The organism is Winogradskyella pelagia, assembly GCF_017581965.1.
GTDB classification, from domain to species: Bacteria; Bacteroidota; Bacteroidia; order Flavobacteriales; family Flavobacteriaceae; genus Winogradskyella; species Winogradskyella pelagia.
Genome location: NZ_JAGEVF010000002.1, coordinates 232,416 through 254,891 on the forward strand (window position 1 = coordinate 232,416; position 22,476 = coordinate 254,891).

The window sequence follows — 22,476 nt, forward strand, 5'->3', positions numbered from 1 at the left end:
AAACTGCAAATATCCTTGATAATATTGTGCATATCTCATTTTGCTATGCTTTGGGGAAGTTCATTATAATGTTTTAGATTTGTGACTTATCACAACCACCACAGAAAAGACCGAATAGAATTATGAGCAAGGTAGCGTTTATTACAGGGGTAACAGGGCAAGATGGCGCGTATTTAAGTGAATATTTATTAAAAAAGGGTTATAAGGTACACGGCTTAAAGCGACGATCATCCCTCTTTAATACAGACCGCATTGATCATTTGTACCAAGACCCACATGTAGAACATCAAAATTTCTACCTCCATTATGGCGACATGACGGATAGTACAAACCTCATCCGCCTTATTAAGGAAATTCAGCCCGATGAAATATATAATTTAGCCGCTATGAGCCACGTTCAGGTATCCTTTGAGATGCCAGAATATACAGGTAATGCAGATGGTCTTGGCGCACTTCGTATTTTAGATGCGGTTCGTTTATTGGGTTTAGAGTCTAAAACACGGATTTACCAGGCCTCTACATCCGAACTATATGGAAAGGTCCAAGAAGTGCCACAATCCGAAACCACACCTTTCTATCCGCGTTCACCCTATGCCGTAGCTAAAATGTATGCGTATTGGATGACCGTGAACTACCGTGAGGCTTACAATATGTTTGCCTGTAATGGGATTCTGTTCAATCACGAGTCGCCCATCCGTGGGGAGACGTTTGTGACCCGTAAAATTACAAGGGCAGTGGCGCGTATTGCTTTAGGCATACAAGACAAATTCTATCTCGGTAATCTCGATGCACAGCGCGATTGGGGCCATGCCAAAGATTATGTTCGTATGATGTGGCTAATTCTTCAAGCCGACCAGGCCGAAGATTGGGTGATTGCTACAGGTAAGACCACACCTGTGCGCGATTTTGTAAAAATGAGTTTTGCCGAAATTGGCGTAGAGCTCGAATTTAAAGGACAAGGCGTTGACGAAAAGGCCTATGTGCATAAATGCAATAATCCAGAATATCAGCTAGAGCTGGGTAAATGTGTGCTAGAGGTCGACTCAAGGTATTTCAGGCCAACAGAAGTGGACCTATTGATAGGTGATGCCTCAAAAGCAAAAAACAAACTGGGTTGGGAATGCCGTTATCAGCTTCAGGACTTAATAAAGGATATGATGCAAAGTGATATTAAGTTGATGCAAAAAGAGCAGTTCTTAAAGGAGGGCGGTTATGATACGTTGAATTATTTTGAGTAGGAAGTTACGCTTGACAATTGACCATTAGCCATTGACATTTTACCTTTGAGCAGCTTAACTCTTATGAGAAATTTTAGAGTTTGGGATATTTATAAAGACGGCATGGTGTTAGTCAAAGATATTTACGTTATTACCAAGGAATTTCCTAAAGAAGAAGTTTATGGTCTCAGTTCTCAAATTAGAAGGGCTGCGGTTTCGATAGTAAATAATATTGCTGAAGGAGCTTCAAGAAAATCTTCAAAAGATTTTCATCGTTATTTAGAAATGAGTCTTGGTTCAGCATTTGAAGTAGAAACGTTATTAAAGATAATACAAGATTTAAATTATTGTGAACTAGAAAGGATAGAAGAGCTCCTCATTAAAATAGATAGTCTCGAAAAACGGATTAATGCATTTATTCAAAAAATAAGAAAAGAGGATTTAAATTAACCAATAGTCAACAGTCAAAAGTCAAAAGTCAACAGTCAAAAGTCAAAAGTCAACAGTCAAAAGCCAATAGCCAAAAGCCAAATGTCAACAGCCAAAAGTCAAACATCAGCAGTCAACACTCACAGTAAAATCTACATCGCCGGCCACCGCGGAATGGTCGGTTCAGCCGTATGGCGCGCATTAGAAGCCAAGGGATATAACAACCTCATTGGGAGAACAAGCCAGGAACTCGATTTGCGGAACCAACAAGCAGTCAATGATTTTATTACTGCAGAACAACCAGACGTTATTATAGACGCTGCGGCTCGTGTTGGAGGTATTTTAGCTAATAACGATCATCCGTATCCATTTCTAATGGAGAATCTACAGATTCAAAATAATCTGATTGATGCCGCCCATAAGGCTGAGATACAGAAATTTATATTCTTAGGCAGTTCCTGTATCTACCCCAAGTTTGCACCGCAGCCTTTAAAGGAAGAGTATCTCCTTACGGATAGCTTAGAGCCTACCAATCAATGGTACGCTATAGCCAAGATTGCGGGAGTAAAAGCTTGTGAAGCGATTAGAAAACAATACGGTAAGGATTTTGTAAGCCTGATGCCTACCAATTTATATGGCCCTAACGATAATTTCGATTTAAAAAGTAGCCATGTACTTCCAGCCATGATTCGCAAGTTCCACGAAGCCAAACAGTCAAAGGTCAACGGTCAAGATTCAACAGCCAATGGCCAACAGTCAAAGGTCAACGGTCAAGACTCAACAGCCAACAGTCAACAGTCAACAGCCAACAGTGAACACCAACCCGTCACCCTCTGGGGCTCTGGGACTCCGATGCGCGAATTTTTACATGTAGACGATCTGGCACAAGCGGTAGTATTTGCTGTAGAACACGTATTGCCGGAGTATTTATATAATGTGGGAACGGGGAGCGATGTGACTATAAAGGCCTTGGCAGAAACCATACAGGCCATTGTAGGGCATAAGGGCGAAATTATCTGGGACAGTTCCAAGCCCGATGGTACACCACGGAAGTTAATGGATAGTTCTAAGATGCAAGCCTTGGGTTGGACACCTAAGATTGGTTTGGAAGACGGTATCCGAACGACCTGCAACTGGTTTCTTCGTAATAGGGCTAAGTAAGGTCGAGCCGCATATTTATATTGCCTTTTAATGGTCTTGTATCTTCTGGGTTATACACTGTGTTTACTACCATACGTTTAGATACAATTTTATAGTGTTAGTTTTTAGTTTTTAATTACAGCGTTTTGATTATGAGAGTCCTTGTAAATGTTTTAGATTTGCCAATATCGCTAACCAAGATTAATGGATACCTTAAAAATTGCCAAAGCAAGACTTCAAGGACAGGTAAGACTCAGCGGTGCTAAAAATAGTGGGCTAAAATTATTAACAGCCTCTGTATTAACTGACGAGCCTGTAGAAATTTATAACTCGCCTAACGGTTTGTTAGATATGCAGGTGCATATTAAAATGCTCAATAAGATGGGCAAAACCTGTGCCGAAGCAGACGGATATTTAAAGATTTTAGAAAACAATATTAATCCAGAATTATTATGGGACGAGCGTTCTATAAGAAATTCATTACTCATTTTGGGGACGCTAACTACACGTTTTGGTAAAGGTAAAGTGCCTCTACCAGGAGGTTGTAAGTTGGGAGAGCGTAAGTACGATTTACATGTGATGATTTTAGAACAAATGGGTGCTAAAGTTTGGGAAGAAGACGGGTATTTATGTACAAAAGCCAATGGAAGACTTCAAGGAGGAGATATCCATTTATCAATGCGCTCTACTGGAGCAACAGAAAATGCCATTCTGTGTGCTACCTTGGCAAAAGGAACTACAACAGTTTGGAATCCACATATACGTCCTGAGATTATAGACCTTATTACTATGCTTAATAAAATGGGAGCAAAGATTAAGGTCTTTGGTCAAAAGTGTATTGTTGTAGAAGGTGTTAAGAAATTAAGCGGAGTAAAGCATCGTGTGATACCAGATAATATGGAAGCGTTAACGTGGGCGATTGGTGCCGTGGTCACTAATGGAGATGTGGAGATTTTGGATTTCCCGTTTGAACATTTGGAGGTACCACTGATTCACGTACGGGAAAGTGGGATGAAATTCTACAAAGGAGAAAACTCCCTAATTGTAAGAGGTGGCGAAGCTTATCCTATAGATATTAGTACTGGTCCTTATCCAGGCATAAACTCAGATATGCAACCCTTATTTGCCGTATTTGGCGCTGTTTCTCAAGGCGAGTCTCGTATTATAGATTTACGGTTTCCTGGGCGCTATGGGTATGCTAAAGAATTAGCAAAAATGGGTATGGACTACGAGATAGATGGCGATTTACTTAAGATACATGGTGGTAACCCACTTACAGGAGCGACAGTTACCGCTTTAGACCTTAGAGCTGGTATTGCTTTGGTTTTGGCAGGACTAACTGCAGAAGGCGAAACAACCATTGAAAATACCTGGCAAATAGGTAGAGGGTATGAAAATCTACATGATAAATTGAATGGGCTTGGAGTAAAGATATAATGAAAAGCCTTTTTGCAACATATAGACAAATCCTTAGAGACTATCCTCGTCGTAATCCCACGTTGTTTAAATGTTTAGTGGCTAAAACTTTAAATCCAAGTTTTAGTGCACTTTATTCTTACAGAATAGGTAGTTATTATTTTCATTCTAATAATAGATTATTTAAGTTCTTGGGTTCAAGAATGAGAATGAAATTAATTTTTAAAATGAATTGTGATATTTCTTTTTTAGCGAAGATAGGTGATAGATTAAGACTGCCTCATCCTTTAGGAGTTGTTATTGGTGCTGGTGTAGAAATTGGAAATAATGTTATAATTTTTCAAAATGTTACTTTAGGTAGTGATGGAAAGAAAGGTAAGGAAAAGAGCTATCCTAAAGTTGGGGATAATGTAATAATATATGCAGATTCAATAATCTTGGGTAATGTTAAAATTGGTGACAATTCTGTTGTTGGCGCAAAAACTTTTGTTACTATTGATGTACCTCCTAATTCGTTAGTAATAGGTAATCCTTGTAAAATCATTATCAAAAATTAATGAAAAGTTTTTTTAATGATGTTTTCAGTATTGGTGTATCAAAAACTTTGATGATGGTTTTTGGTTTTACAACTACGATAATTATTGCTCGAGTTTTAGGTCCAGAAAAGAATGGTATTATTGCAGCATTACTCGTCTATCCTTCATTATTTATGTCTTTTGGTTCTTTAGGGATTAGACAATCTACGACCTATTTTTTAGGTAAGGGCATTTTTTCTGAGGATGAGATAAAAAGAGCCATAACACAGATTTGGTTATTTACTACCGTTTTTAGTATTGCAGTTTGCTTTGTACTCATGCGGTATTTTAGTAAGTCTGGAGAAAATCTATGGCTAGTGTTGTTGGCCTTAATGCCAATACCGTTTACGTTATTTAATACCTATAATTCAGGAATTTTTTTAGGTAAAAATGAAATCAGTAGCTTTAATAAAATCAATTGGATACCAACAGCTTTAATATTCGTAGTAACTTTAGTGTTGGTGCTTTGGCTGTCTTTTGGAATTTCGGGTTATTTAATAGCTATGATTTCTGGTCCAACATTTATAAGCCTAGTGTTATTCTTTAAAAATAAGTTTATAAAAGCTTTTGGCTTTGATTTTAATTGGGTAATCATCAAACGCATGTTGTCTTTGGGGTTGGTATATGCCTTTGCACTATTGGTCATCAACTTAAATTACAGAATGGATGTGATTTTATTGGATAAACTAAGCACCGCTTTTGAAACGGGTATTTATTCTAAAGGGGTGAGCATTACCGAGTATTTATGGCAAATACCCATGTTGTTGAGTACCGTGGTTTTTGCGCGCAGTGCGGTTTCTAAAGACGACATAGGCTTTTCCATTAAAGTTACTCAATTGTTAAGGTTGTCATTTTTAGTTATTGGTTTAGGAGCCTTAGTTTTGTTTTTACTTTCTGAGCAAATTATAATATTAATGTTTGGAGATGCCTTTATAAATAGTGTCTTGGTATTAAATATATTACTTCCTGGAGTTTTGCTGCTCACCATATTTAAGGTCATTAATATGGATTTGTCAGGTAAAGGCAAGCCGTGGGTATCCTTAAAAGCCATGTTCCCAGCGTTACTCATTAATGTAGTTTTAAACTTTGTCTTGATACCAAAACAAGGAGCTTCTGGTGCCGCTTTGGCATCAACAGTAAGTTACACCTTAGCGGCAATCTTATTTGTGCACTTTTACAGTAAAGAAGTTAATTTACCTGTTAAAGAGATTCTTAGATATAAGGCTTCAGATTTTCAGCCCATTGTTCAACTTCTAAAAAAGTTAAAGCGCTGACATGAAAGTTTATAAAGATTTTGACTTAACTAATTATAACGCATATAGGCTCAAAGCTAAATGTAGCCGAGTTTTTTTCCCAGAAAATGAACACGATTTATTAGAATTGTATAGATTAAAAAGGGATTACATTTTATTAGGTAATGGTTATAACGTTATACTCACCCAAACTTATTATGATGAAGATTTTATAGTGTTCAATGGTAATTTCAATACCGTAACTGTTGATAAAGAATCCCACATTATTTCAGCCGAATCCGGTGCTACTACCTTAGATGTAAGTGAGAAAGCCTTGGAACATAGTTTAGCAGGTGTAGAATTCTATTTCGACATTCCAAGTTCAATAGGAGGAGCGGTAGTCATGAATGCCGGTACTAAAGAGGGAAATACACAATCTATTCTAATGAAAGTAAGGTATTTGGATTTAGCAGATATGACGGTAAAAGAAAAACATAATGAAGACTTGGAATTAACGTATCGTAATAGCCTTTTTCAAAAACAAAAGGATAAAGTCATTTTAAAAGCTTGGTTTCAATTACAAAAAGGAGATGCAGAAGAAATTAAAACAATAATGGAGGAGTCTAAAGCCAGGCGCTGGGCAAAGCAACCTAGGGATTATCCCAATTGCGGTAGTGTTTATAAACGGCCACCAGGGCGTTTTGTTGGGCCTATGTTAGATGAACTAGGGCTTAAAGGCTATAGAGTTGGTGATGCCGAGATATCCAAAAAACATAGTGGTTTTATTGTTAATGTGGGTAATGCCACGGGACCCGATATATTAGATCTCATTAGATACACCAAAGAACGCGTAAAGGAAACCTTTGGTGTGGATTTAGAAGTAGAACAGCGTATTATTTAGCGATTTTACTTATGGTAATATTTTTTTCAAAGAAGGTATAATTTAATGAAAATAAGCAAATCAAAAAATGGGCTTATATTAATACTCTTTTTTACACTGTTGTCATTTTTCGATTTGCTGTATCCCTCAAAGGGAGATAATGTAGATAGAATTGTGCCGCAGATTGGTAGAGCTGCTTTTTTTGGGGTTATGTTAGTTTATCTTTTTAATGTTAAAATAAAGGGATATAGAATACCACAACCAGTTACAGGTAAAGCGATAAGGTTTCTTTTACTATTATTTTGTGTAGTTAGTTTGCTGCATTTAGAGTTACTTTTAAAAAATCTCTTTCCGTTCTTAAAAGTATTATATTGGATAGCAGGATATTATTGTTTTTACTATGCTCTTGTCTCAGGTCTTGTGACTAAGCGACATCTTAATATACTAGTTGTTTCACTAGTAATTATATATTTTTTAGTGATACTTAGGGATTTCTCTAATAGATCTTTATGGCAAGGGTCAAAAAACTTTTTTGTATCGAACAACTCTTATCATTTATTAAAGTTATTCCCTTTAGTACTTCTAATGAGGAATAAGTTTACCAATGTATTGATACTGCTAACTGCAATTGGTATTGTGTTAGCTTTTAAGAGAGGGGCTTTATTGGCATTTAGTATAGCTTTTGCAGTATATTACTTTTATATTTTGTTTAAAGTTAAAGAAAAAAAGCTTCTTAAGTTAATCTTTGGTATAGGTGTATTTTCTGTGTCTTCTTATTACTTTTTTTTAAACATGGATATTTTTCTTGCTCGTATAGAAGATTTTGAAAATGTTGAAACAGCAGGATCTGGGAGGGGAAGAATGTTTACTCTGATTATTAATGAAATGTTGAATAATGATAATCCTTTGGTATTGTTGTTTGGCAATGGGTTTTATGCAACAGTTGACTTTTTTCAAAAGACTATCGGTCATAGTATAGTGGCGCATAGTGACATTATGGAGTTTTTCTTTAATTACGGTCTTCTAGGACTGGGTGTAATTATTTTCTTTTTTTATAGAGTATTTAAGTTGTTTTTATTTTTTAAAGGAACTTATGAAGGACTTGTGATTATTATATGGATGGTGGTTGTTGGTCTTGGCTGTTCTTACTCTATTAATCTCTTCGCACCTGAGATGATATACGCAATAATTACCTTGGTCATCTTAGAGGCTAGAAGAATTTGGATACTAAATAGTAGCGCTATAACCTCACCAACAAATTAATTAACCAAAAATCAATAATGAGGATAGTTTATTTAATTACAACAAAGGGACACGGAAAAGGAGGGCATTTTCATAGTTTAAATGCCATAGCCAATACTATTGGACGCGTTCATGATGTCCATGTAATTAATGTTGGTGTGCAACGCTCAGAGTCTCTAGATTCTAGTAGCTACAAAATATCATTTGTAAAGTATAACGGATATAATTTTTTTAAGGTTTTTCTCAAACTTAAAAAGATAGTTAAACATGTTCAACCTCAGGTAGTTCATGCTTTCGATGTAGAGTCCTTTGCTTTTGCAAGATTGTTTTCTATAAGTCTACGGCAGCCTAGTTATCTTAATAAATGCGGTGGGCCAAACCCAAAATTATATTATCCCAAGGCTGATAATTTGGTGCTTTTTAGCCATGAGAATCAACATTTTTTTGATGAGCATAGAAAATATCAAAAAGTTAATAAAGTTCTTATACCTAATAGAGTGTTACCTGTTTATATAGATGTAGAAAAGGTGAAAGCATTTAAAGAAAAACACAAGGTAAATACAGAAATTACAATCTTAAGGATTGCAAGGATAGGAAATCATTACCATCAGTCTATATTACAAGGTATTAATTTAGTGAAATGGCTTGTGGAAAAAGGTTGTAATGTTAAATTTATAATATTAGGGACAATTCAGAGTGAAGAGATATATAGAGATTTATTAGACTATATCAATCAAAATAATATAACTAACCATGTTATCATAGAAACAGATGATAAATTTACTCATAATGCAAGTAAGGTTCTCAGTGCGGGCAATATAATTATTGGTACAGGACGAAACTTTATGGAGGCTGCAAGTTTAGGTCAAATTTTACTTGTTCCTTATGAGGATGAAGATTATCCTTTACTTGTAGATAATGATAATTTCGATCAAGTTTTCGAAACCAATTTTTCACCAAGAACTAAGGTGGATAATTATAATAGTAGATTAAATTTAGAAAATATACTAAGCCTAGTTCAATCAAAAGATAATTATATCAATTCCCAAAAATGGTTTAATAGTTTTTTTAATGTAAAAGAGGCAGTAAATAAATATACACAGTTATACAATGCATCTGATAATCATAAATTGTTTTTATTCGATATTGTACTTAATGTATTGTATTCAATCAAAGGACTTGTAGTTAAGTAGTAAAGAGATAAATCATGAAGATAATCATAGGTGGCGATATTTGCCCAATAAATACTAATAAAAACCATTTTAAAAACAATGCTATGGTTTTTGGTGATTTTCAGGAAGAATTCCGACAATCAGATTTAAATATTATAAATCTAGAGGCTCCATTGACCAATGCTACAAACAAAATTTTAAAGTCAGGTCCTAATATCAAAGGGCCAGTTTTTGCTGCAAACTCTTTGAATCTGTCAAATGTACATGTGGCGAGTTTGGCTAACAATCATATTGGGGATTTCTCTAGTCAAGGAGTGTTAGAAACTATTGAGGTTTGCTCTAAACATAATCTAAAGAGTGTTGGTGCTGGTAAAAATATCTATGAAGCTGGCAAGCCATTAGTTATAAATGCTACCAAGAAAGTTGGGATAATATCTATGTCAGATACAGAATTTGGAATAGCTACAACTAAAGAAGCTGGAGTAAATCCTTTGGATATTTGCGAAGCTTCTCTTCAGTTAATCGACCTTAAAGAAAAAACCGATTACAATATTGTTATCCTTCATGAAGGAAAAGAACATTACAAATATCCATCTCCTAACTTGCAGAAAATTTGCAGATATTTATGTGATATAGGGGCAGATTTAGTTGTGTGTCAGCATTCACATATATGTGGTGCCTGGGAAACCTATAAAAAAGCTGACATTTTTTATGGACAAGGTAACCTCATGTTCGATTATGCTAACAGAAATTCTAATAACTGGAATACAGGTTTTTTAATTAAGATAGAGTTAGAAGATAATGAGGCTCACTTGCAGCAAATACCATTTAAGCAAACTTTTCCGGGTATTGCTAAATTAAATAAAGAAGAAGGCGAAAAGTTTTTTGAGGAATCAGAACAAATGAGTAAAAATGTCTTGGACGAGAATTTTATAAATGAATCTTGGGCTAATTTTATTGAAGAGTTTGAACCATTATATTTTGGTGTTTTTAAGGGGTATGGTAGAGTTTTGAGGAAGTTAAACTCAATTTTTCCTTTTGTAAAAAGGACGTATTCAAAAAAGAGTAAAGCTATTTTGCTAAATGCAATAAGGAGCAGAGTGCATAGGGAAGTTGCAATAGATATTTTAGAGAAAGAAGTAAATGGAAAATAAAAAAATAGTTTTCTTAGTAGACTACAATAATAGGTTCTCATACAAATGGAATACTAAACCTTACAGAAGTGGTATTAACAAAGAAGCACTTCTGATAGAGTTTAAAAAACTTGGACGTGAGGTGATATTTATGCCTTACACAGATTTAAACTTTAGAGACAGAAAGTTTTTTGTAGACAAAGTTTTTTTATACACTAGCCAAGAGGATGAAAATTTATTTTACAAAAGTTTTGTGGAAGATATGGTATTAGGGTTAGAAATGATAGATGCTAAGGTGATACCAGGATATAAATATTTAAGAGCTCATCATAACAAAATATTTATGGAGATTATTAGAGATGTAGCACCTATCCCTGAAATCAAAAATATAAAGTCAAATTATTTCGGAACTTTTGAAGATTTCAGAAAATCTGCCGATAGTTTTAGTTATCCACTAGTACTTAAAAGTGCTTTTGGGGCTACAAGCAAAGCTGTAACTTTAATCAACAATAAAAGAGAAGCGTTAAAAAGAACAAAATCATATTCCAGTAGTAGAAGTTTCTGGTATGATCTCAAAGATTATATTAGAGCTATAAAGCACAAAGGGTACAAAAGAGAATCTAGACATAGAAGAAAATTCATTGTACAGAACTTAATATCTGGGATGGATAGAGACTATAAAATACTAGTATTTGGTGATAAATATTATGTTTTAGAAAGAAGAGTTAAGAAGAATGACTTTAGAGCAAGTGGAAGCGGACTTATAAATTATACCAAAGATATACCAACAGGAATATTAGATTATGCTCATCAGTTTTTTGACAAACAAAATCTTCCGTTTTTTGCAATGGATGTAGCTTTTAATGGAGAAAAATTCTCTTTAATTGAGTTTCAGGCATTATACTTTGGAACTCATACTTTAGAAACGGCACCATATTATTTTATCCAAAAAAATGGAGAATGGGATTGTGTTGAGAAAGAGTCTGTATTAGAAACAGAAATTGCATTTGCTTTAGATAAGTATTTAAGGAGACAACGATAAGTATCTAATACAATACATATGAAAAAAGTACTCATAGTTGTGCCAGATTTAAACTTGCCTGGTGGTGTTTCCAATTATTACAAGACATTAAGGCTAGATGATTATAAAGATATAAGATACTTTAATATAAATGGCGGTATTTTTAAGAATACGGTTTTAAGGTTAATAGAGAGAAATATTGCTTTTTTCTTTTTATTGTTTAAATTTAAAGTTGTTCATGTCAACCCTTCGCTACTTAATAAAGCTTTTTTGCGCGAAAGCGTTTTAATCGCTATATCTTTATTGCACAGAAAGAAAATTATCGTATTTGTAAGAGGTTGGAGTAATGATTTTGAAAATAAAATACATGCTAACAAGATTTATAACCAAATATTTAGATTAATATGGTGCAAAGCAAACCTGTTTATTGTACTTGGTAATGTATTTAAATCAAAAATACAAAAGCTTGGTTACAATAAAAAGGTAATAGTAGAAACGACCCTGTCTCAATATCAAAGCACCTCTCCTAAGTATATCAAAGAAAATGAAGCAATTAATTTGCTGTTCATTTCAAGACTTGTAAAAGAAAAAGGGGTGTATATAGCAATAGATGCCCTAAAGATTCTTCAAAAAAAACATAATATAAAGTATGTGAATTTATACGTTGCAGGAGATGGAGATATACGTGAGGAGATTGAAAATTATATTAATAAACAAGAGATTGTTAATTGCAGTGTATTAGGAGCTGTATATGGTGATACAAAAGATGAACTATTTCAAAAGTCTCATATTTTAATATTTCCGACATATTATGGAGAAGGTCTTCCAAATACAATCTTAGAAGCTATGGGTAGTGGGCTTCCGATAATATCTAGAATTAATGCTGGTATACCAGATCAAGTAGAACAGGGCATAAATGGGTTTTTAACTTCGTCATTAAAACCTGAGTGGTATGCTGAAACTATCTTAAAGTTGCTGGATAATGATATATATCAAGCAATTTCAAAAAATAATATTATGAAGGCGAAACGCTATTCTATAAGTGCCGTAAGTTCAAGATTGTTGAGTGTGTACAGTCAAATATAAAATAAAAAGTGATATCTAATTTTAAAAATAGCTTCCAAAATCTCAAATCCTACTGTGAAGCCCAAGACTTCAAAGGTTGGGATCCCTATGATGGCTTGAACTCCAAAATCTTTCAGGCACTACCCTTAAAACATTGGGATGTAGCGCGTTTGGCATGGATACAAGGCTTTAAGCGCAGCCCGATTAATTTCAGACCCTTGCTCTTGGTGCCTAAAGAGCACAATGCCAAAGGCGTTGGTCTTTTTTTATTGGGGTATTGCCGCTTGTATCAGTTGGCCCAAAAGGGCGATACCACCTTTGGAACGAAAGAGGCTTTGCTCAAACAAATCCAAGAATTGACGCAGCTAGTATTGGATATGCGTTCCAAGGGCTATTCGGGTTCCTGTTGGGGCTATAATTTCGATTGGCAAGCACGGCGCCTATTTTTATTTAAAAAAAATACACCAACAGTGGTGGCTACTGCTTTTTGTGTTGAAGCACTGATTGAGGCCTTCGAGATTACCAAGGATGCTAAACTGTTGGAGGTCATTACCTCTGCTGCAGACTTTGTGCTTAAGGATTTATCGCGAACACCCTGTAAAGATGGGTTTTTGTTTTCCTACAGTGTTACGGATGGCAATAACACCGTGATTAACGCCTCCTTGTTAGGAGCAAAGATTTTGAGCTATGCCTACAAGTACACGGAGGAGAAACGCTTTTTGGTGCCCGCTGAAAAAGCGGTGCTAGCCGCCTGTCAGTTGCAAGAGACCGATGGGTCCTGGGTCTATGGCTTGTTACCTATTCAATCGTGGAAAGATAGTTTTCATACCGGCTTTAACCTCGATGCTATAGCGACCTATCAACAGAATACAGGTGATACACAATTTCAGACCTATATGACTAAGGGTTGGCAGTACTACATAGAACAGTTCTTTGAGGACAACGGTAGGCCAAAGTACTATCATAACAAAACGTTTCCTGTGGATATCCACTGTCCGGCCCAAGTTATCGTCACAGCCTCTAAACTAAAGCTGTTCCAAAACCACCAAAGGCTTTTGGAGCAAGTGTTGCAGTGGACTATAACGCATATGCAGGATAAAAAAGGGTATTTTTATTACCAGTATAGAAGAGGCTTGAGCTCTAAGATATCCTACATGCGGTGGAGTAACGCCTTTATGTTCAACGCCATGGCACATTATTTTTTAGAAACTAAAACCCAAGGTAATGACTGCTGAATTTCTTAATGGTGTACAAACCTTTGCGCCAGAGTCTCGTGATGCCCTTGTGGATTATGCTATGGAAAATCACAAGATTATGGTTGCCGTTAATGCTGAAAAGATTTTACATGCCACAGACGAAAGCCGAGCGCTCATTAATAGAAATTTAGGGTATCCCGACGGTATTGGTGCGGTTTGGGCACTCCAGAAAAAAGGTCATAATACTGCGGTGAAAATTCCTGGTTGCGAATTGTGGTTGCATCTGATACAACGCTATTACAAGGACAAAACCTTTTACTTAGTAGGCGCAAAACAAGAGGTCATTGAGGCTACGGTAACCCAACTGAACATAGATTTCCCAGAGATACATATTTGCAATTACCGGAATGGTTATCTTAAAACGGAAGCTGAGGAGCAGGCTTTAATCGCAGATATAAAGATGCATCAACCCGATGTAGTGTTTGTGGCCATGGGATCACCCAAGCAAGAGTTGCTCATGGAACGTATACAACAAGAGCACGCCGCAGTATATCAGGGTCTAGGCGGCAGTTTCGATGTCTATACCGGAAACGTAAAACGTGCACCCAGATGGTGGGTGGCTCATAATTTGGAATGGGCCTACCGCCTCGTTAAGCAACCCTCACGAATTAAACGACAAATCCATTTGCTACGTTTTTTTATTAACTTAAATTTGGGGCGTTACTAATTAAGGGTTGTAAAATAACCAACGAATACCTGTTAAAAGTATATATGGCCTACTTCAGTATACTGTTTTGGTATATCTAGTATTCTAAGCGTGTTAACCTCGGGTCAACCTCGGGTCAATTTCTGGTCATAAGCGGGTAAAACAGCGTTTTTCTTATAACTATTGTGGTAACGGATTTGCTAACCATAGATTACTGATGTACACGATTACCATTATTGCTGGGGCGCGGCCCAATTTTATGAAGATTGCGCCTATCATTCACGCTATTAAAGATGCCCAAGAGCGTGGCGCACAATTACAGTACCGTTTGGTACATACCGGGCAACACTACGATACCAATATGTCCGGTAGTTTTTTTGAGCAATTACAAATCCCTGAGCCTCATGTCAATTTAGAATGTACTGGAGGGACTCAGGCGGAGCAAACGGCTTCGATTTTGGTAGCATTTGAAAAGGAGCTCCTAAAGAAACCTTCTGACCTGGTTTTGGTGGTGGGTGACGTTACTTCGACCATGGCTTGTGCGCTGGTAGCCCAAAAGCTGCATACCAAGGTGGCGCATGTAGAGGCTGGAATTCGCTCAGACGATTGGACCATGCCCGAGGAAATCAATCGTTTGGTGACCGATAGTATCACCAATTACTTTTTTACCACTTCGGAACTCGCCAATGCCAATCTCCTAAAAAACGGTGTAGATCCGAATACCATTTTTTACGTAGGCAATACCATGATCGATACCCTTTTAAAACACAGGCCTAGCTTTAAACCACCCGCACTCTGGGAACAATTAGGATTGGAGCCACAACGCTATATGGTAATGACCCTGCATCGTCCGGCGAATGTCGATGAAGAAAGTCAATTAAAGGCTATGATAGATGAAATCATTACCCATTCCAAAGACCTTCCATTGATTTTTCCGGTGCACCCTAGAACTGCAAAAATTCTAGAGCGTTTAAACATCAAATATTCTAGGTTGCATTGTGTGTCGCCCTTATCGTATTTAGAGTTCAATTACCTGGTAGAGCATGCTAAGGCTGTGATTACCGATTCTGGTGGTATTACCGAAGAGGCCTCCGTTATGGGTGTGCCCTGTATGACCCTTAGGGATAATACAGAACGCCCCGAAACCATTACCTTGGGAACCAATGAGTTGGTTGGTACCAATCCTAAGCATATTAAGCCTTTTATGGATATTTTGTTTAAAGACGATTGGAAAGAGGGCAAGCCTATTCCTATGTGGGACGGCAAAACCTCAAAACGGATTGTAGAGGTACTGTTAGAATTACATTCTAATGGCTATCATGAAGATTAATAAGTTATAAAAGGATAAAACTGATTTTATTTGTATATTTCTTAATAGCTAAGAGTATAGGAGCTATTGCCATATGATCCAACAACTAGTTGACAATTTCTTGCCAGAGCAGAATATTATCCCATGGCTAATCATTGCCTTTGGGCTGTCATTTTTAATTGCATTCCAAACCTTTCCTACTATCTTGTATGTGGCTAGGGAAAAGCACTTAATGGATGTGCCCGATAGTAGGAGTGTGCATTCTAATCATACCCCAACTCTCGGTGGTATCGGTATTTTTTTAGGACTCATCGTGGTAATGACTATTGTGGGCGCCTTTTTAAACACCAAAGTCTTGCTCTTGGTAATGGGCGCCTTAACAGTGCTATTTTTTCTTGGGCTTAAGGACGATCTTACGGTATTGTCGGCACGTAAGAAATTCTTAGGGCAACTCTTTGCAGCGAGTTTGTTAATTGTATTTACCGATTCTCGGATCATTGGGTTTTCTTCCATATTGGATATTGATATTTTGCCCTATTGGGTGTCTGTGGGTTTTACCTTGTTTGTTTATGTTTTAATCATCAACGCTTATAATTTAATCGATGGTGTGGATGGGTTAGCCGGATCTATTGCGCTTTGTGCCAGTGGTATTTTTACGTATTTATTTGTAATGGCAGACGATTTAAGTTTGGCGACCATTGCCATCGCGCTTTGTGGCGCTCTAATTGCTTTTTTACGTTTAAACTTTTCCGCTACACGAAAGATATTTATGGGTGACACCGGTTCTATGGTCGTTGGGTTCTTATTGGCCTTTTTTACCATAAGCTTTATTCATATGGAACAAGTTGATACCGAAGCTACCTATTATAGAGATGCACCAGCTTTAGCCTTTGCCTTATTATTTTATCCTTTAATGGATACCTTGCGTATTTTCTTTATCCGCATTTTTGTGCATAAAACCAGTCCGTTTAAGGCCGATAAAAACCACATCCATCATCGTTTTATTCAGCATGGCTATAGTCATTTGGCGACTACGGTTATTATTGCAGGGATTAATGTGCTTATTGTGATTATAGCCTTTAATTTAACCTATTTTGATTTGAATAATCAGATTTTTAGTCTCTTGTTGTATGGCACCGTGTTATACCTCATTCCCTTTGGCATTAAGAAATGGGCTTTAAAACCATAGCATATTTTATCTTCGCCTTTGCCAGTCCTTGAAATGCGTTTATATTTGTGAGGTATACATTGATAACAACTATGAGAATAAGGGTTTTGGTGCTATTGGCTTTAGGTGTTTTAAGTTCTTGCGCCTCTAAAAAAGATATTTTTTATATGCAGGATGCCTCTGATGTGGCAGAACAATCCGTGACCTATGTGTCCTCTAAGATTCAACCTAATGATATATTAAAAATCACAGTGGAGTCTGCTATCCCTGAAGCCGCTATTCCTTATAATAGAGTGTCCAACAATACGGGGCAAATCGTACAGAATATTGAGATTTTGCAGCTGGAAGGGTATCTGGTGTCTCCAGACAATAGCATCAGTTTTCCGGTTTTGGGAGATATTAATACGACAGATAAGACCACTGAACAATTAGCAAAACATATTGAAGGCTTGTTGGTGTCTGGCGGCCATCTCAACAAACCAAGGGTAAATGTACGTTTACTGAATGCTAAGGTGACCATTTTAGGGGAAGTGAATAGGCCGGGTACTTATAATTTCACAGAGCAAAATATTACCTTGTTACAAGCCTTAGGTTATGCCGGCGACTTAACAATAAACGGTAAACGAGAGGATGTGTTGTTAACACGTGAAGTTGGTGGGAATCGCAGGGTCACGCATTTAGATTTAACATCAGCTGAATTTATGAATGGTGAGTTTTATTTTATAAAGCCCAATGATGTCATTGTAGTGAACCAGAATAAACCTAAGGTCACCAGTTCAGGCTATATTAGTGATTTCGGCGTTATATTAACCATAGCCTCATTAGCGCTTAGTGTGGCCGTATTACTGTCGAGATAAATTATGGATGTACCAAAAACAAGTTTTTCGGGTTTTATAGAGGACGATAGCATTGATATTAAGCGAAAGGTGCAGCGCTACCTCAATTATTGGCCTTGGTTTTTAGTCGCTGTTGTTGTGGCGCTTATTGCCGCTTACAGCTATTTGCGCTATGCACCACGGATTTACGAAACCACCGCTAAGGTGAAGATTTTAGATGAGTCGGAGGGCTTGGAATTGCCCACCTCTGCGTTTGTCTTTAAGCGTACCAACATCAATCTAGAGAATGAAATTGAGATTTTAACCTCTTATATTATTTTAGAACGTGTGGTGCGTCAACTCAACTTAACCACTAAGTTTTATGAGGAAGGGACCATACAAACCTCACCGCTATATGCCTTACCCTTTGAATTTAAGCAACACATCCAACCCGATAGTATTGTAGAATCGAGACCTTATCAAATTGATATTGAAGCTCAAGGTTTGGTAATTACCAATCTTAAAACGGAGCAAAGTTTTAGTTTTTCAGAATTTAGTACCTATACCAAGGCGCATCGCTTACCTTTTGATATTTACTATAATCCAGAAACAGCAGAACAAGACCTTGTGGGCAAAAGGTACATTATTTCCTTTAGCACCATAAAACAAACGGCATTAGGTCTTAAATCTCAAATAGAGGTAGAGGCCATTGGAGAGCAGAGCGATTTATTAAAACTCACCTTAAAGGGGGAGAGCGAATTACTTTCCGAAGCTATTTTAAATACCCTTATAGAGGTCTTTGATGAAGATGGGATTCAAGACCGGCAACTGGTATCAAAGCGCACGCTGGATTTCATCGATGATCGTTTTGTGTTCTTGGCTGAGGAACTGGATTCTATAGAAATCAGTCGCCAAGATTTTAAACAAGACAATAATTTAGTGGATTTGGTGGCAGATGCGCAAATGGGTCTGGAGCAGCGCACTAAGTCGGATGAGGAGGTCTTTCAATTAGAAAACCAGTTGGCCTTGGCCGAGCTTCTAGAAGAGGCCTTAAGTTCTAATGCACAATCAAATTTACTCCCAGCAAATATTGGCATTAACAATGGCGGCATCAATAGCCTTATCAATGACTATAATATGGCTGTTTTAGAACGCGATAAATTGGCGAGTGGTGCTGGCGCCAATAACCCTGCTGTGCAATTGGCCTCTGGAACTATAAGGGATTTAGGTCAGAACATTAAACGGTCTTTAGCCTCTTATGTCAACCAGTTGAAGGTCTCTTTAAGGCAATTAGAAAATCGTAATGCAGCATTTGTAGGACAGGTCTCTAGAATCCCTGAGAAAGAAAAACTTTTACGGGCCATTGAACGCCAACAAAAGATAAAAGAAAGCTTGTACTTGCTATTGCTCCAAAAGCGCGAAGAGGCCGCTATTAATTTAGCCATTACCGAACCTTCTATTAAAGAGGTAGAGAACGCTTTAACAGGCGTTACACCAATTTCACCAAAGCCTAGTATTATTTATGCCGGTGCTTTGTTGGCAGGGCTCTTATTGCCTTTTGGCATATTGTATATCATCTTTATGTTAGATACCAAGCTGCACAGCAAAGAGGATATTTTAAACTTAACGTCCAATATCCCAGTGTTAGCGGAAATACCAGATTTAAAGAAAACTAAGGACATTGTATTTACAGATCCTAACGACCGTTCTCCGTTAGCAGAATCCTTTAGGATATTGAGCGCTAATGTAGATTTTATATTGCCCCTGCAAAAAGAACCGACAGGGCGTGTCATTTTTTGCACGTCGACCATAAAGGGAGAGGGAAAAACCTTAGTGAGTTTAAATCTGTCTTTAGCTTTGTCTAGTATTAATAAAAAGGTGTTGTTAATTGGTGCCGATTTAAGGAATCCACAAATTCACGCACATATTGCCGAAGATAAGCATAAACCAGGTTTGTCTAACTTTTTACATGAGGGCGATTTCGATTGGAAGACCTCTTTAATTAAAGGCTTTGACAAGCATCCTAACCACGATATTATCCTCTCTGGCAGTATTCCACCCAATCCAGCAAATTTGCTTACTAATGGGCGTTTTAAGATGCTTATTGAAGAGGCTAGGACCTTGTACGATTATATTATAGTAGATACAGCACCTACCATTTTAGTTACGGATACCATGCTTATTTCTCCATTGGCAGATGCCACTATTTATATTGCTAGAGCTAACTATACCGAAAAGCGATTATTGGAATTCTCTAAGGAATTGCATGAGGGCGGTAAGCTAAAAAATATGGCTTATGTAGTGAATAGTGTGGGCGCCAGTAAGTCTTATGGCTATAGTTATAATTACGGTTATAATTACGGCTACGGACAAAAAAGTTAAGAGGTTGCATCCAACTCCAAAGTTCTAACATGACATTTATCATACTTTCTATGCGCTATATGGTTTACTTTTAATAGTGAATTTTAAACCATAGAAGTCATGAGAACTATAGAAAACATAAGCACTATAATGTCTACGGATATTATAGCGCTGAACAGAGATGATGATCTCGAAAAAGCGGAAATGCTTTTTAAACGTCACAAAATTAGACACATACCTGTTGTTGATAAGGATGTTATCATTGGGATGCTAAGTTATACGGATTTATTACGTATCAGTTTTGCTGATGCCGTTGATCCTTACGATACTGATGTAGATACTTTGGTCTATAATATGTTTACGATTGAACAAGTGATGGCCAAGAATATCATTTCCGTGCCATCAACAGCTTCTGTTAAACAAGTTGCTGAGTTATTAGCAAAACGTGAATTCCATGCTTTACCTGTTGTTGATAATGGCGTGCTGGTAGGAATTGTAACTACAACCGATTTAATTAATTACCTGTTAAAGAAATTGTAGACTACTGTCCTCATATGGTTTTCTATAGTCTAACTAGAACACGGTAGGTCATACCATATCATACACAACATGAAAAAGGGCTTTTGAATTTCAAAAGCCCTTTTTTATTTACACGATTTCTTAATTACTATTGATTTGAAAGGGTCTTTAAGCGCTTTATGGTCCTTGTAGGATTCTCGCTTTTAAACACATGGCTTCCAGCGACAAAGGTATCTGCACCAGCAGCCACTAAGGCTTCAATATTTTTATCGGTAACACCGCCGTCTATTTCAATTCTGGTATCTAGATTTTGAGAATCTATAAGGGCTTTCAATTTTTTGATGCGTTGATAGGTGACGTCCTCAAATTTTTGGCCTCCAAAGCCAGGATTTATAGACATTAATAAGACCATATAACACTCTGGTAAAATATCTTCGAGAACAGAAATTGGTGTTGTAATATTAAGAACTACTCCTGATTTACAGCCTGTATCTTTTATTTGTCGTAAGGTTCTATGCAAATGCACTGTAGATTCGTAGTGCACCGTAATAATATCTGCTCCTACTTTAGCAAAATCCTCGATATAACGCTCTGGCTTTTCAATCATTAAATGTACATCCAAGGGCTTAGTGGCATGTTTTTTAATGGCTTGGATAACAGGCATGCCATAAGAAATATTTGGCACAAAATGACCATCCATAACGTCGATATGAAACCAATCGGCCTCACTGGCATTAACCATTTCTGTATCGCGTTGCAGATTGCCAAAATCTGCAGCGAGCATTGAAGGAGCAATAAATTTAGGGTTCATCGTAGTACTAATCGTTTTAATGTTTGGCAAAAATAGAGTAAAAAAGTGAACCCACGGTAATCAGCCGTGGGTTCTTTCATCAATCAAAAAACGAACAGTTATGTTTTGTAACTGTTGTTACCTTTATTAGGTTGGTCGTTAAATATACAAAAACTAACCTAAATATGTTTTTAAAATTTTGCTTCGCGAGGTATGTTTTAACCTACGAATTGCCTTTTCTTTTATCTGTCTTACACGCTCGCGTGTTAAATCAAATGTTTCGCCAATTTCTTCTAGTGTCATGGGATGTTGGTTGCCTAGGCCAAAATATAAACGAATAACATCTGCCTCACGAGGGGTTAATGTCTCGAGGGCACGCTCAATTTCCGTACGCAAGGATTCGTGTAATAAATCTTTATCTGGATTTGGAGATTCGCCACTTCGCAATACATCGTATAAGTTAGAATCTTCTCCTTCAACTAAAGGGGCATCCATACTGACATGACGTCCAGAATTCTTCATGGATTCTTTAACATCATTAATGGTCATATCCAATTCCTTGGCAATTTCCTCAGCTGAAGGTGGTCTTTCGTGACTTTGCTCAAGGAAGGCAAAAGTTTTATTGATTTTATTAATGGATCCAATTTTGTTTAACGGTAATCGTACAATACGCGATTGCTCAGCCAAGGCTTGCAGTATGGATTGTCTAATCCACCAAACGGCATAAGAGATAAACTTAAATCCACGTGTTTCATCAAAGCGCTGGGCAGCTTTTATCAACCCTAGATTGCCTTCATTAATTAAATCTGGAAGTGTTAAGCCTTGATTTTGATATTGTTTTGCTACGGATACCACAAAACGAAGGTTAGCTTTAGTCAGTTTTTCTAAAGCAATTTGATCACCAGCTTTAATTCGCTGTGCCAATTCAACTTCTTCATCGGCTGTGATTAAATCTACTTTACCAATTTCTTGTAGGTATTTGTCTAAGGATGCGGTCTCTCTATTGGTGACCTGTTTTGTGATTTTAAGCTGTCTCATCTAAAAATAGGATTTGTGCAATTGTCTGACAACGATAGGTTGCTTTTATTAT

Annotated in this window: 21 protein-coding genes; 19 read left to right on the forward strand and 2 right to left on the reverse strand. The window is 36.9% G+C overall.

Features of this window, described 5'->3' with window-relative positions:
- Positions 1–122 precede the first annotated feature (122 nt).
- The 19 genes from gmd (at position 123) to J4050_RS03500 (ending at position 20,617) form a co-directional block, all read left to right on the forward strand.
- The gene (gene gmd, locus J4050_RS03410; RefSeq protein ID WP_208152549.1) at positions 123–1,238 is read left to right on the forward strand and encodes a GDP-mannose 4,6-dehydratase; all 1,116 of its coding nucleotides are present in this window, start codon (positions 123–125) and stop codon (positions 1,236–1,238) included.
- Positions 1,239–1,301: 63 nt separating this feature from the next.
- Positions 1,302–1,667, forward strand: a complete 366-nt coding sequence (locus J4050_RS03415) for a four helix bundle protein (RefSeq protein ID WP_208152550.1) — start codon at positions 1,302–1,304, stop codon at positions 1,665–1,667.
- A gap of 81 nt (positions 1,668–1,748) precedes the next feature.
- Complete coding sequence (locus J4050_RS03420; protein ID WP_208152551.1) at positions 1,749–2,807, forward strand: GDP-L-fucose synthase family protein; 1,059 nt, start codon at positions 1,749–1,751, stop codon at positions 2,805–2,807.
- Positions 2,808–2,990: 183 nt separating this feature from the next.
- The gene (locus J4050_RS03425; protein WP_208152552.1) at positions 2,991–4,223 is read left to right on the forward strand and encodes a UDP-N-acetylglucosamine 1-carboxyvinyltransferase; all 1,233 of its coding nucleotides are present in this window, start codon (positions 2,991–2,993) and stop codon (positions 4,221–4,223) included.
- Positions 4,223–4,759 carry a serine O-acetyltransferase gene (locus J4050_RS03430; RefSeq protein WP_208152553.1) on the forward strand — a complete coding sequence of 179 codons (537 nt, stop codon included), beginning with the start codon at positions 4,223–4,225 and terminating at the stop codon, positions 4,757–4,759. The genes J4050_RS03425 and J4050_RS03430 overlap by 1 nt, the downstream gene beginning before the upstream one ends.
- Positions 4,759–6,051 carry an oligosaccharide flippase family protein gene (locus tag J4050_RS03435; RefSeq protein WP_208152554.1) on the forward strand — a complete coding sequence of 431 codons (1,293 nt, stop codon included), beginning with the start codon at positions 4,759–4,761 and terminating at the stop codon, positions 6,049–6,051. Before J4050_RS03430 ends, J4050_RS03435 begins: the two co-directional genes overlap by 1 nt.
- A gap of 1 nt (position 6,052) precedes the next feature.
- Positions 6,053–6,910: a UDP-N-acetylmuramate dehydrogenase gene (gene murB / locus J4050_RS03440; RefSeq protein WP_208152555.1), complete on the forward strand. Its 858-nt coding sequence runs from the start codon at positions 6,053–6,055 to the stop codon at positions 6,908–6,910.
- A gap of 45 nt (positions 6,911–6,955) precedes the next feature.
- Positions 6,956–8,152 carry an O-antigen ligase family protein gene (locus J4050_RS03445; protein WP_208152556.1) on the forward strand — a complete coding sequence of 399 codons (1,197 nt, stop codon included), beginning with the start codon at positions 6,956–6,958 and terminating at the stop codon, positions 8,150–8,152.
- Between the two features lie 17 nt (positions 8,153–8,169).
- Positions 8,170–9,324 (forward strand): glycosyltransferase, encoded by a 1,155-nt coding sequence (locus J4050_RS03450; RefSeq protein ID WP_208152557.1) that lies wholly within the window; start codon positions 8,170–8,172, stop codon positions 9,322–9,324.
- 14 nt (positions 9,325–9,338) lie between these two features.
- Positions 9,339–10,457 (forward strand): CapA family protein, encoded by a 1,119-nt coding sequence (locus J4050_RS03455; protein ID WP_208152558.1) that lies wholly within the window; start codon positions 9,339–9,341, stop codon positions 10,455–10,457.
- A complete protein-coding gene (locus tag J4050_RS03460) occupies positions 10,447–11,478 on the forward strand; it encodes an ATP-grasp domain-containing protein (protein ID WP_208152559.1) in 1,032 nt (343 codons plus the stop codon). The genes J4050_RS03455 and J4050_RS03460 overlap by 11 nt, the downstream gene beginning before the upstream one ends.
- A gap of 18 nt (positions 11,479–11,496) precedes the next feature.
- Positions 11,497–12,543, forward strand: a complete 1,047-nt coding sequence (locus J4050_RS03465; RefSeq protein ID WP_208152560.1) for a glycosyltransferase — start codon at positions 11,497–11,499, stop codon at positions 12,541–12,543.
- An 8-nt stretch (positions 12,544–12,551) separates the two neighbouring features.
- Entirely contained in the window at positions 12,552–13,757 is a 1,206-nt protein-coding gene (locus J4050_RS03470; protein ID WP_208152561.1) for a delta-aminolevulinic acid dehydratase, read from the forward strand.
- Entirely contained in the window at positions 13,747–14,445 is a 699-nt protein-coding gene (locus J4050_RS03475; RefSeq protein WP_208152562.1) for a WecB/TagA/CpsF family glycosyltransferase, read from the forward strand. The genes J4050_RS03470 and J4050_RS03475 overlap by 11 nt, the downstream gene beginning before the upstream one ends.
- Positions 14,446–14,641: 196 nt before the next feature.
- Positions 14,642–15,754 (forward strand): non-hydrolyzing UDP-N-acetylglucosamine 2-epimerase, encoded by a 1,113-nt coding sequence (gene wecB, locus J4050_RS03480; RefSeq protein ID WP_208152563.1) that lies wholly within the window; start codon positions 14,642–14,644, stop codon positions 15,752–15,754.
- Between the two features lie 73 nt (positions 15,755–15,827).
- On the forward strand, positions 15,828–16,922 hold the full coding sequence (locus J4050_RS03485; protein ID WP_208152564.1) for an MraY family glycosyltransferase: 1,095 nt from the start codon (positions 15,828–15,830) through the stop codon (positions 16,920–16,922).
- A 71-nt stretch (positions 16,923–16,993) separates the two neighbouring features.
- Positions 16,994–17,758 carry a polysaccharide biosynthesis/export family protein gene (locus tag J4050_RS03490; protein WP_208152565.1) on the forward strand — a complete coding sequence of 255 codons (765 nt, stop codon included), beginning with the start codon at positions 16,994–16,996 and terminating at the stop codon, positions 17,756–17,758.
- Positions 17,759–17,761: 3 nt separating this feature from the next.
- Positions 17,762–20,098, forward strand: coding sequence for a GumC family protein (locus tag J4050_RS03495; protein ID WP_208152566.1), 2,337 nt, complete (start codon positions 17,762–17,764; stop codon positions 20,096–20,098).
- A 99-nt stretch (positions 20,099–20,197) separates the two neighbouring features.
- On the forward strand, positions 20,198–20,617 hold the full coding sequence (locus tag J4050_RS03500; protein ID WP_208152567.1) for a CBS domain-containing protein: 420 nt from the start codon (positions 20,198–20,200) through the stop codon (positions 20,615–20,617).
- 127 nt (positions 20,618–20,744) lie between these two features.
- Here the strand turns inward: J4050_RS03500 and rpe are convergent, their stop codons facing one another.
- Together rpe and J4050_RS03510 are read right to left on the reverse strand one after the other, a co-directional pair.
- Positions 20,745–21,407 (reverse strand): ribulose-phosphate 3-epimerase, encoded by a 663-nt coding sequence (rpe, locus tag J4050_RS03505; protein ID WP_208152568.1) that lies wholly within the window; start codon positions 21,405–21,407, stop codon positions 20,745–20,747.
- A gap of 153 nt (positions 21,408–21,560) precedes the next feature.
- Positions 21,561–22,424 carry a sigma-70 family RNA polymerase sigma factor gene (locus tag J4050_RS03510; protein ID WP_094967995.1) on the reverse strand — a complete coding sequence of 288 codons (864 nt, stop codon included), beginning with the start codon at positions 22,422–22,424 and terminating at the stop codon, positions 21,561–21,563.
- Between the last annotated feature and the right edge of the window lie 52 nt (positions 22,425–22,476).

What these genes read in the sequence shown, in the direction of transcription:
- wecB (WP_208152563.1), top strand. Translation starts at nt 14,642, where the DNA reads ATGTACACGATTACCATTATTGCTGGGGCGCGGCCCAATTTTATGAAG.
- J4050_RS03415 (WP_208152550.1), top strand. Translation starts at nt 1,302, where the DNA reads ATGAGAAATTTTAGAGTTTGGGATATTTATAAAGACGGCATGGTGTTA.
- J4050_RS03445 (WP_208152556.1), top strand. Translation starts at nt 6,956, where the DNA reads ATGAAAATAAGCAAATCAAAAAATGGGCTTATATTAATACTCTTTTTT.
- J4050_RS03500 (WP_208152567.1), top strand. Translation starts at nt 20,198, where the DNA reads ATGAGAACTATAGAAAACATAAGCACTATAATGTCTACGGATATTATA.
- J4050_RS03485 (WP_208152564.1), top strand. Translation starts at nt 15,828, where the DNA reads ATGATCCAACAACTAGTTGACAATTTCTTGCCAGAGCAGAATATTATC.
- J4050_RS03510 (WP_094967995.1), bottom strand. Translation starts at nt 22,424, where the DNA reads ATGAGACAGCTTAAAATCACAAAACAGGTCACCAATAGAGAGACCGCA.
- J4050_RS03450 (WP_208152557.1), top strand. Translation starts at nt 8,170, where the DNA reads ATGAGGATAGTTTATTTAATTACAACAAAGGGACACGGAAAAGGAGGG.
- J4050_RS03420 (WP_208152551.1), top strand. Translation starts at nt 1,749, where the DNA reads ATGTCAACAGCCAAAAGTCAAACATCAGCAGTCAACACTCACAGTAAA.
- J4050_RS03495 (WP_208152566.1), top strand. Translation starts at nt 17,762, where the DNA reads ATGGATGTACCAAAAACAAGTTTTTCGGGTTTTATAGAGGACGATAGC.
- J4050_RS03460 (WP_208152559.1), top strand. Translation starts at nt 10,447, where the DNA reads ATGGAAAATAAAAAAATAGTTTTCTTAGTAGACTACAATAATAGGTTC.
- gmd (WP_208152549.1), top strand. Translation starts at nt 123, where the DNA reads ATGAGCAAGGTAGCGTTTATTACAGGGGTAACAGGGCAAGATGGCGCG.
- J4050_RS03425 (WP_208152552.1), top strand. Translation starts at nt 2,991, where the DNA reads ATGGATACCTTAAAAATTGCCAAAGCAAGACTTCAAGGACAGGTAAGA.
- rpe (WP_208152568.1), bottom strand. Translation starts at nt 21,407, where the DNA reads ATGAACCCTAAATTTATTGCTCCTTCAATGCTCGCTGCAGATTTTGGC.
- J4050_RS03490 (WP_208152565.1), top strand. Translation starts at nt 16,994, where the DNA reads ATGAGAATAAGGGTTTTGGTGCTATTGGCTTTAGGTGTTTTAAGTTCT.
- J4050_RS03455 (WP_208152558.1), top strand. Translation starts at nt 9,339, where the DNA reads ATGAAGATAATCATAGGTGGCGATATTTGCCCAATAAATACTAATAAA.
- J4050_RS03475 (WP_208152562.1), top strand. Translation starts at nt 13,747, where the DNA reads ATGACTGCTGAATTTCTTAATGGTGTACAAACCTTTGCGCCAGAGTCT.
- J4050_RS03430 (WP_208152553.1), top strand. Translation starts at nt 4,223, where the DNA reads ATGAAAAGCCTTTTTGCAACATATAGACAAATCCTTAGAGACTATCCT.
- J4050_RS03465 (WP_208152560.1), top strand. Translation starts at nt 11,497, where the DNA reads ATGAAAAAAGTACTCATAGTTGTGCCAGATTTAAACTTGCCTGGTGGT.
- murB (WP_208152555.1), top strand. Translation starts at nt 6,053, where the DNA reads ATGAAAGTTTATAAAGATTTTGACTTAACTAATTATAACGCATATAGG.
- J4050_RS03435 (WP_208152554.1), top strand. Translation starts at nt 4,759, where the DNA reads ATGAAAAGTTTTTTTAATGATGTTTTCAGTATTGGTGTATCAAAAACT.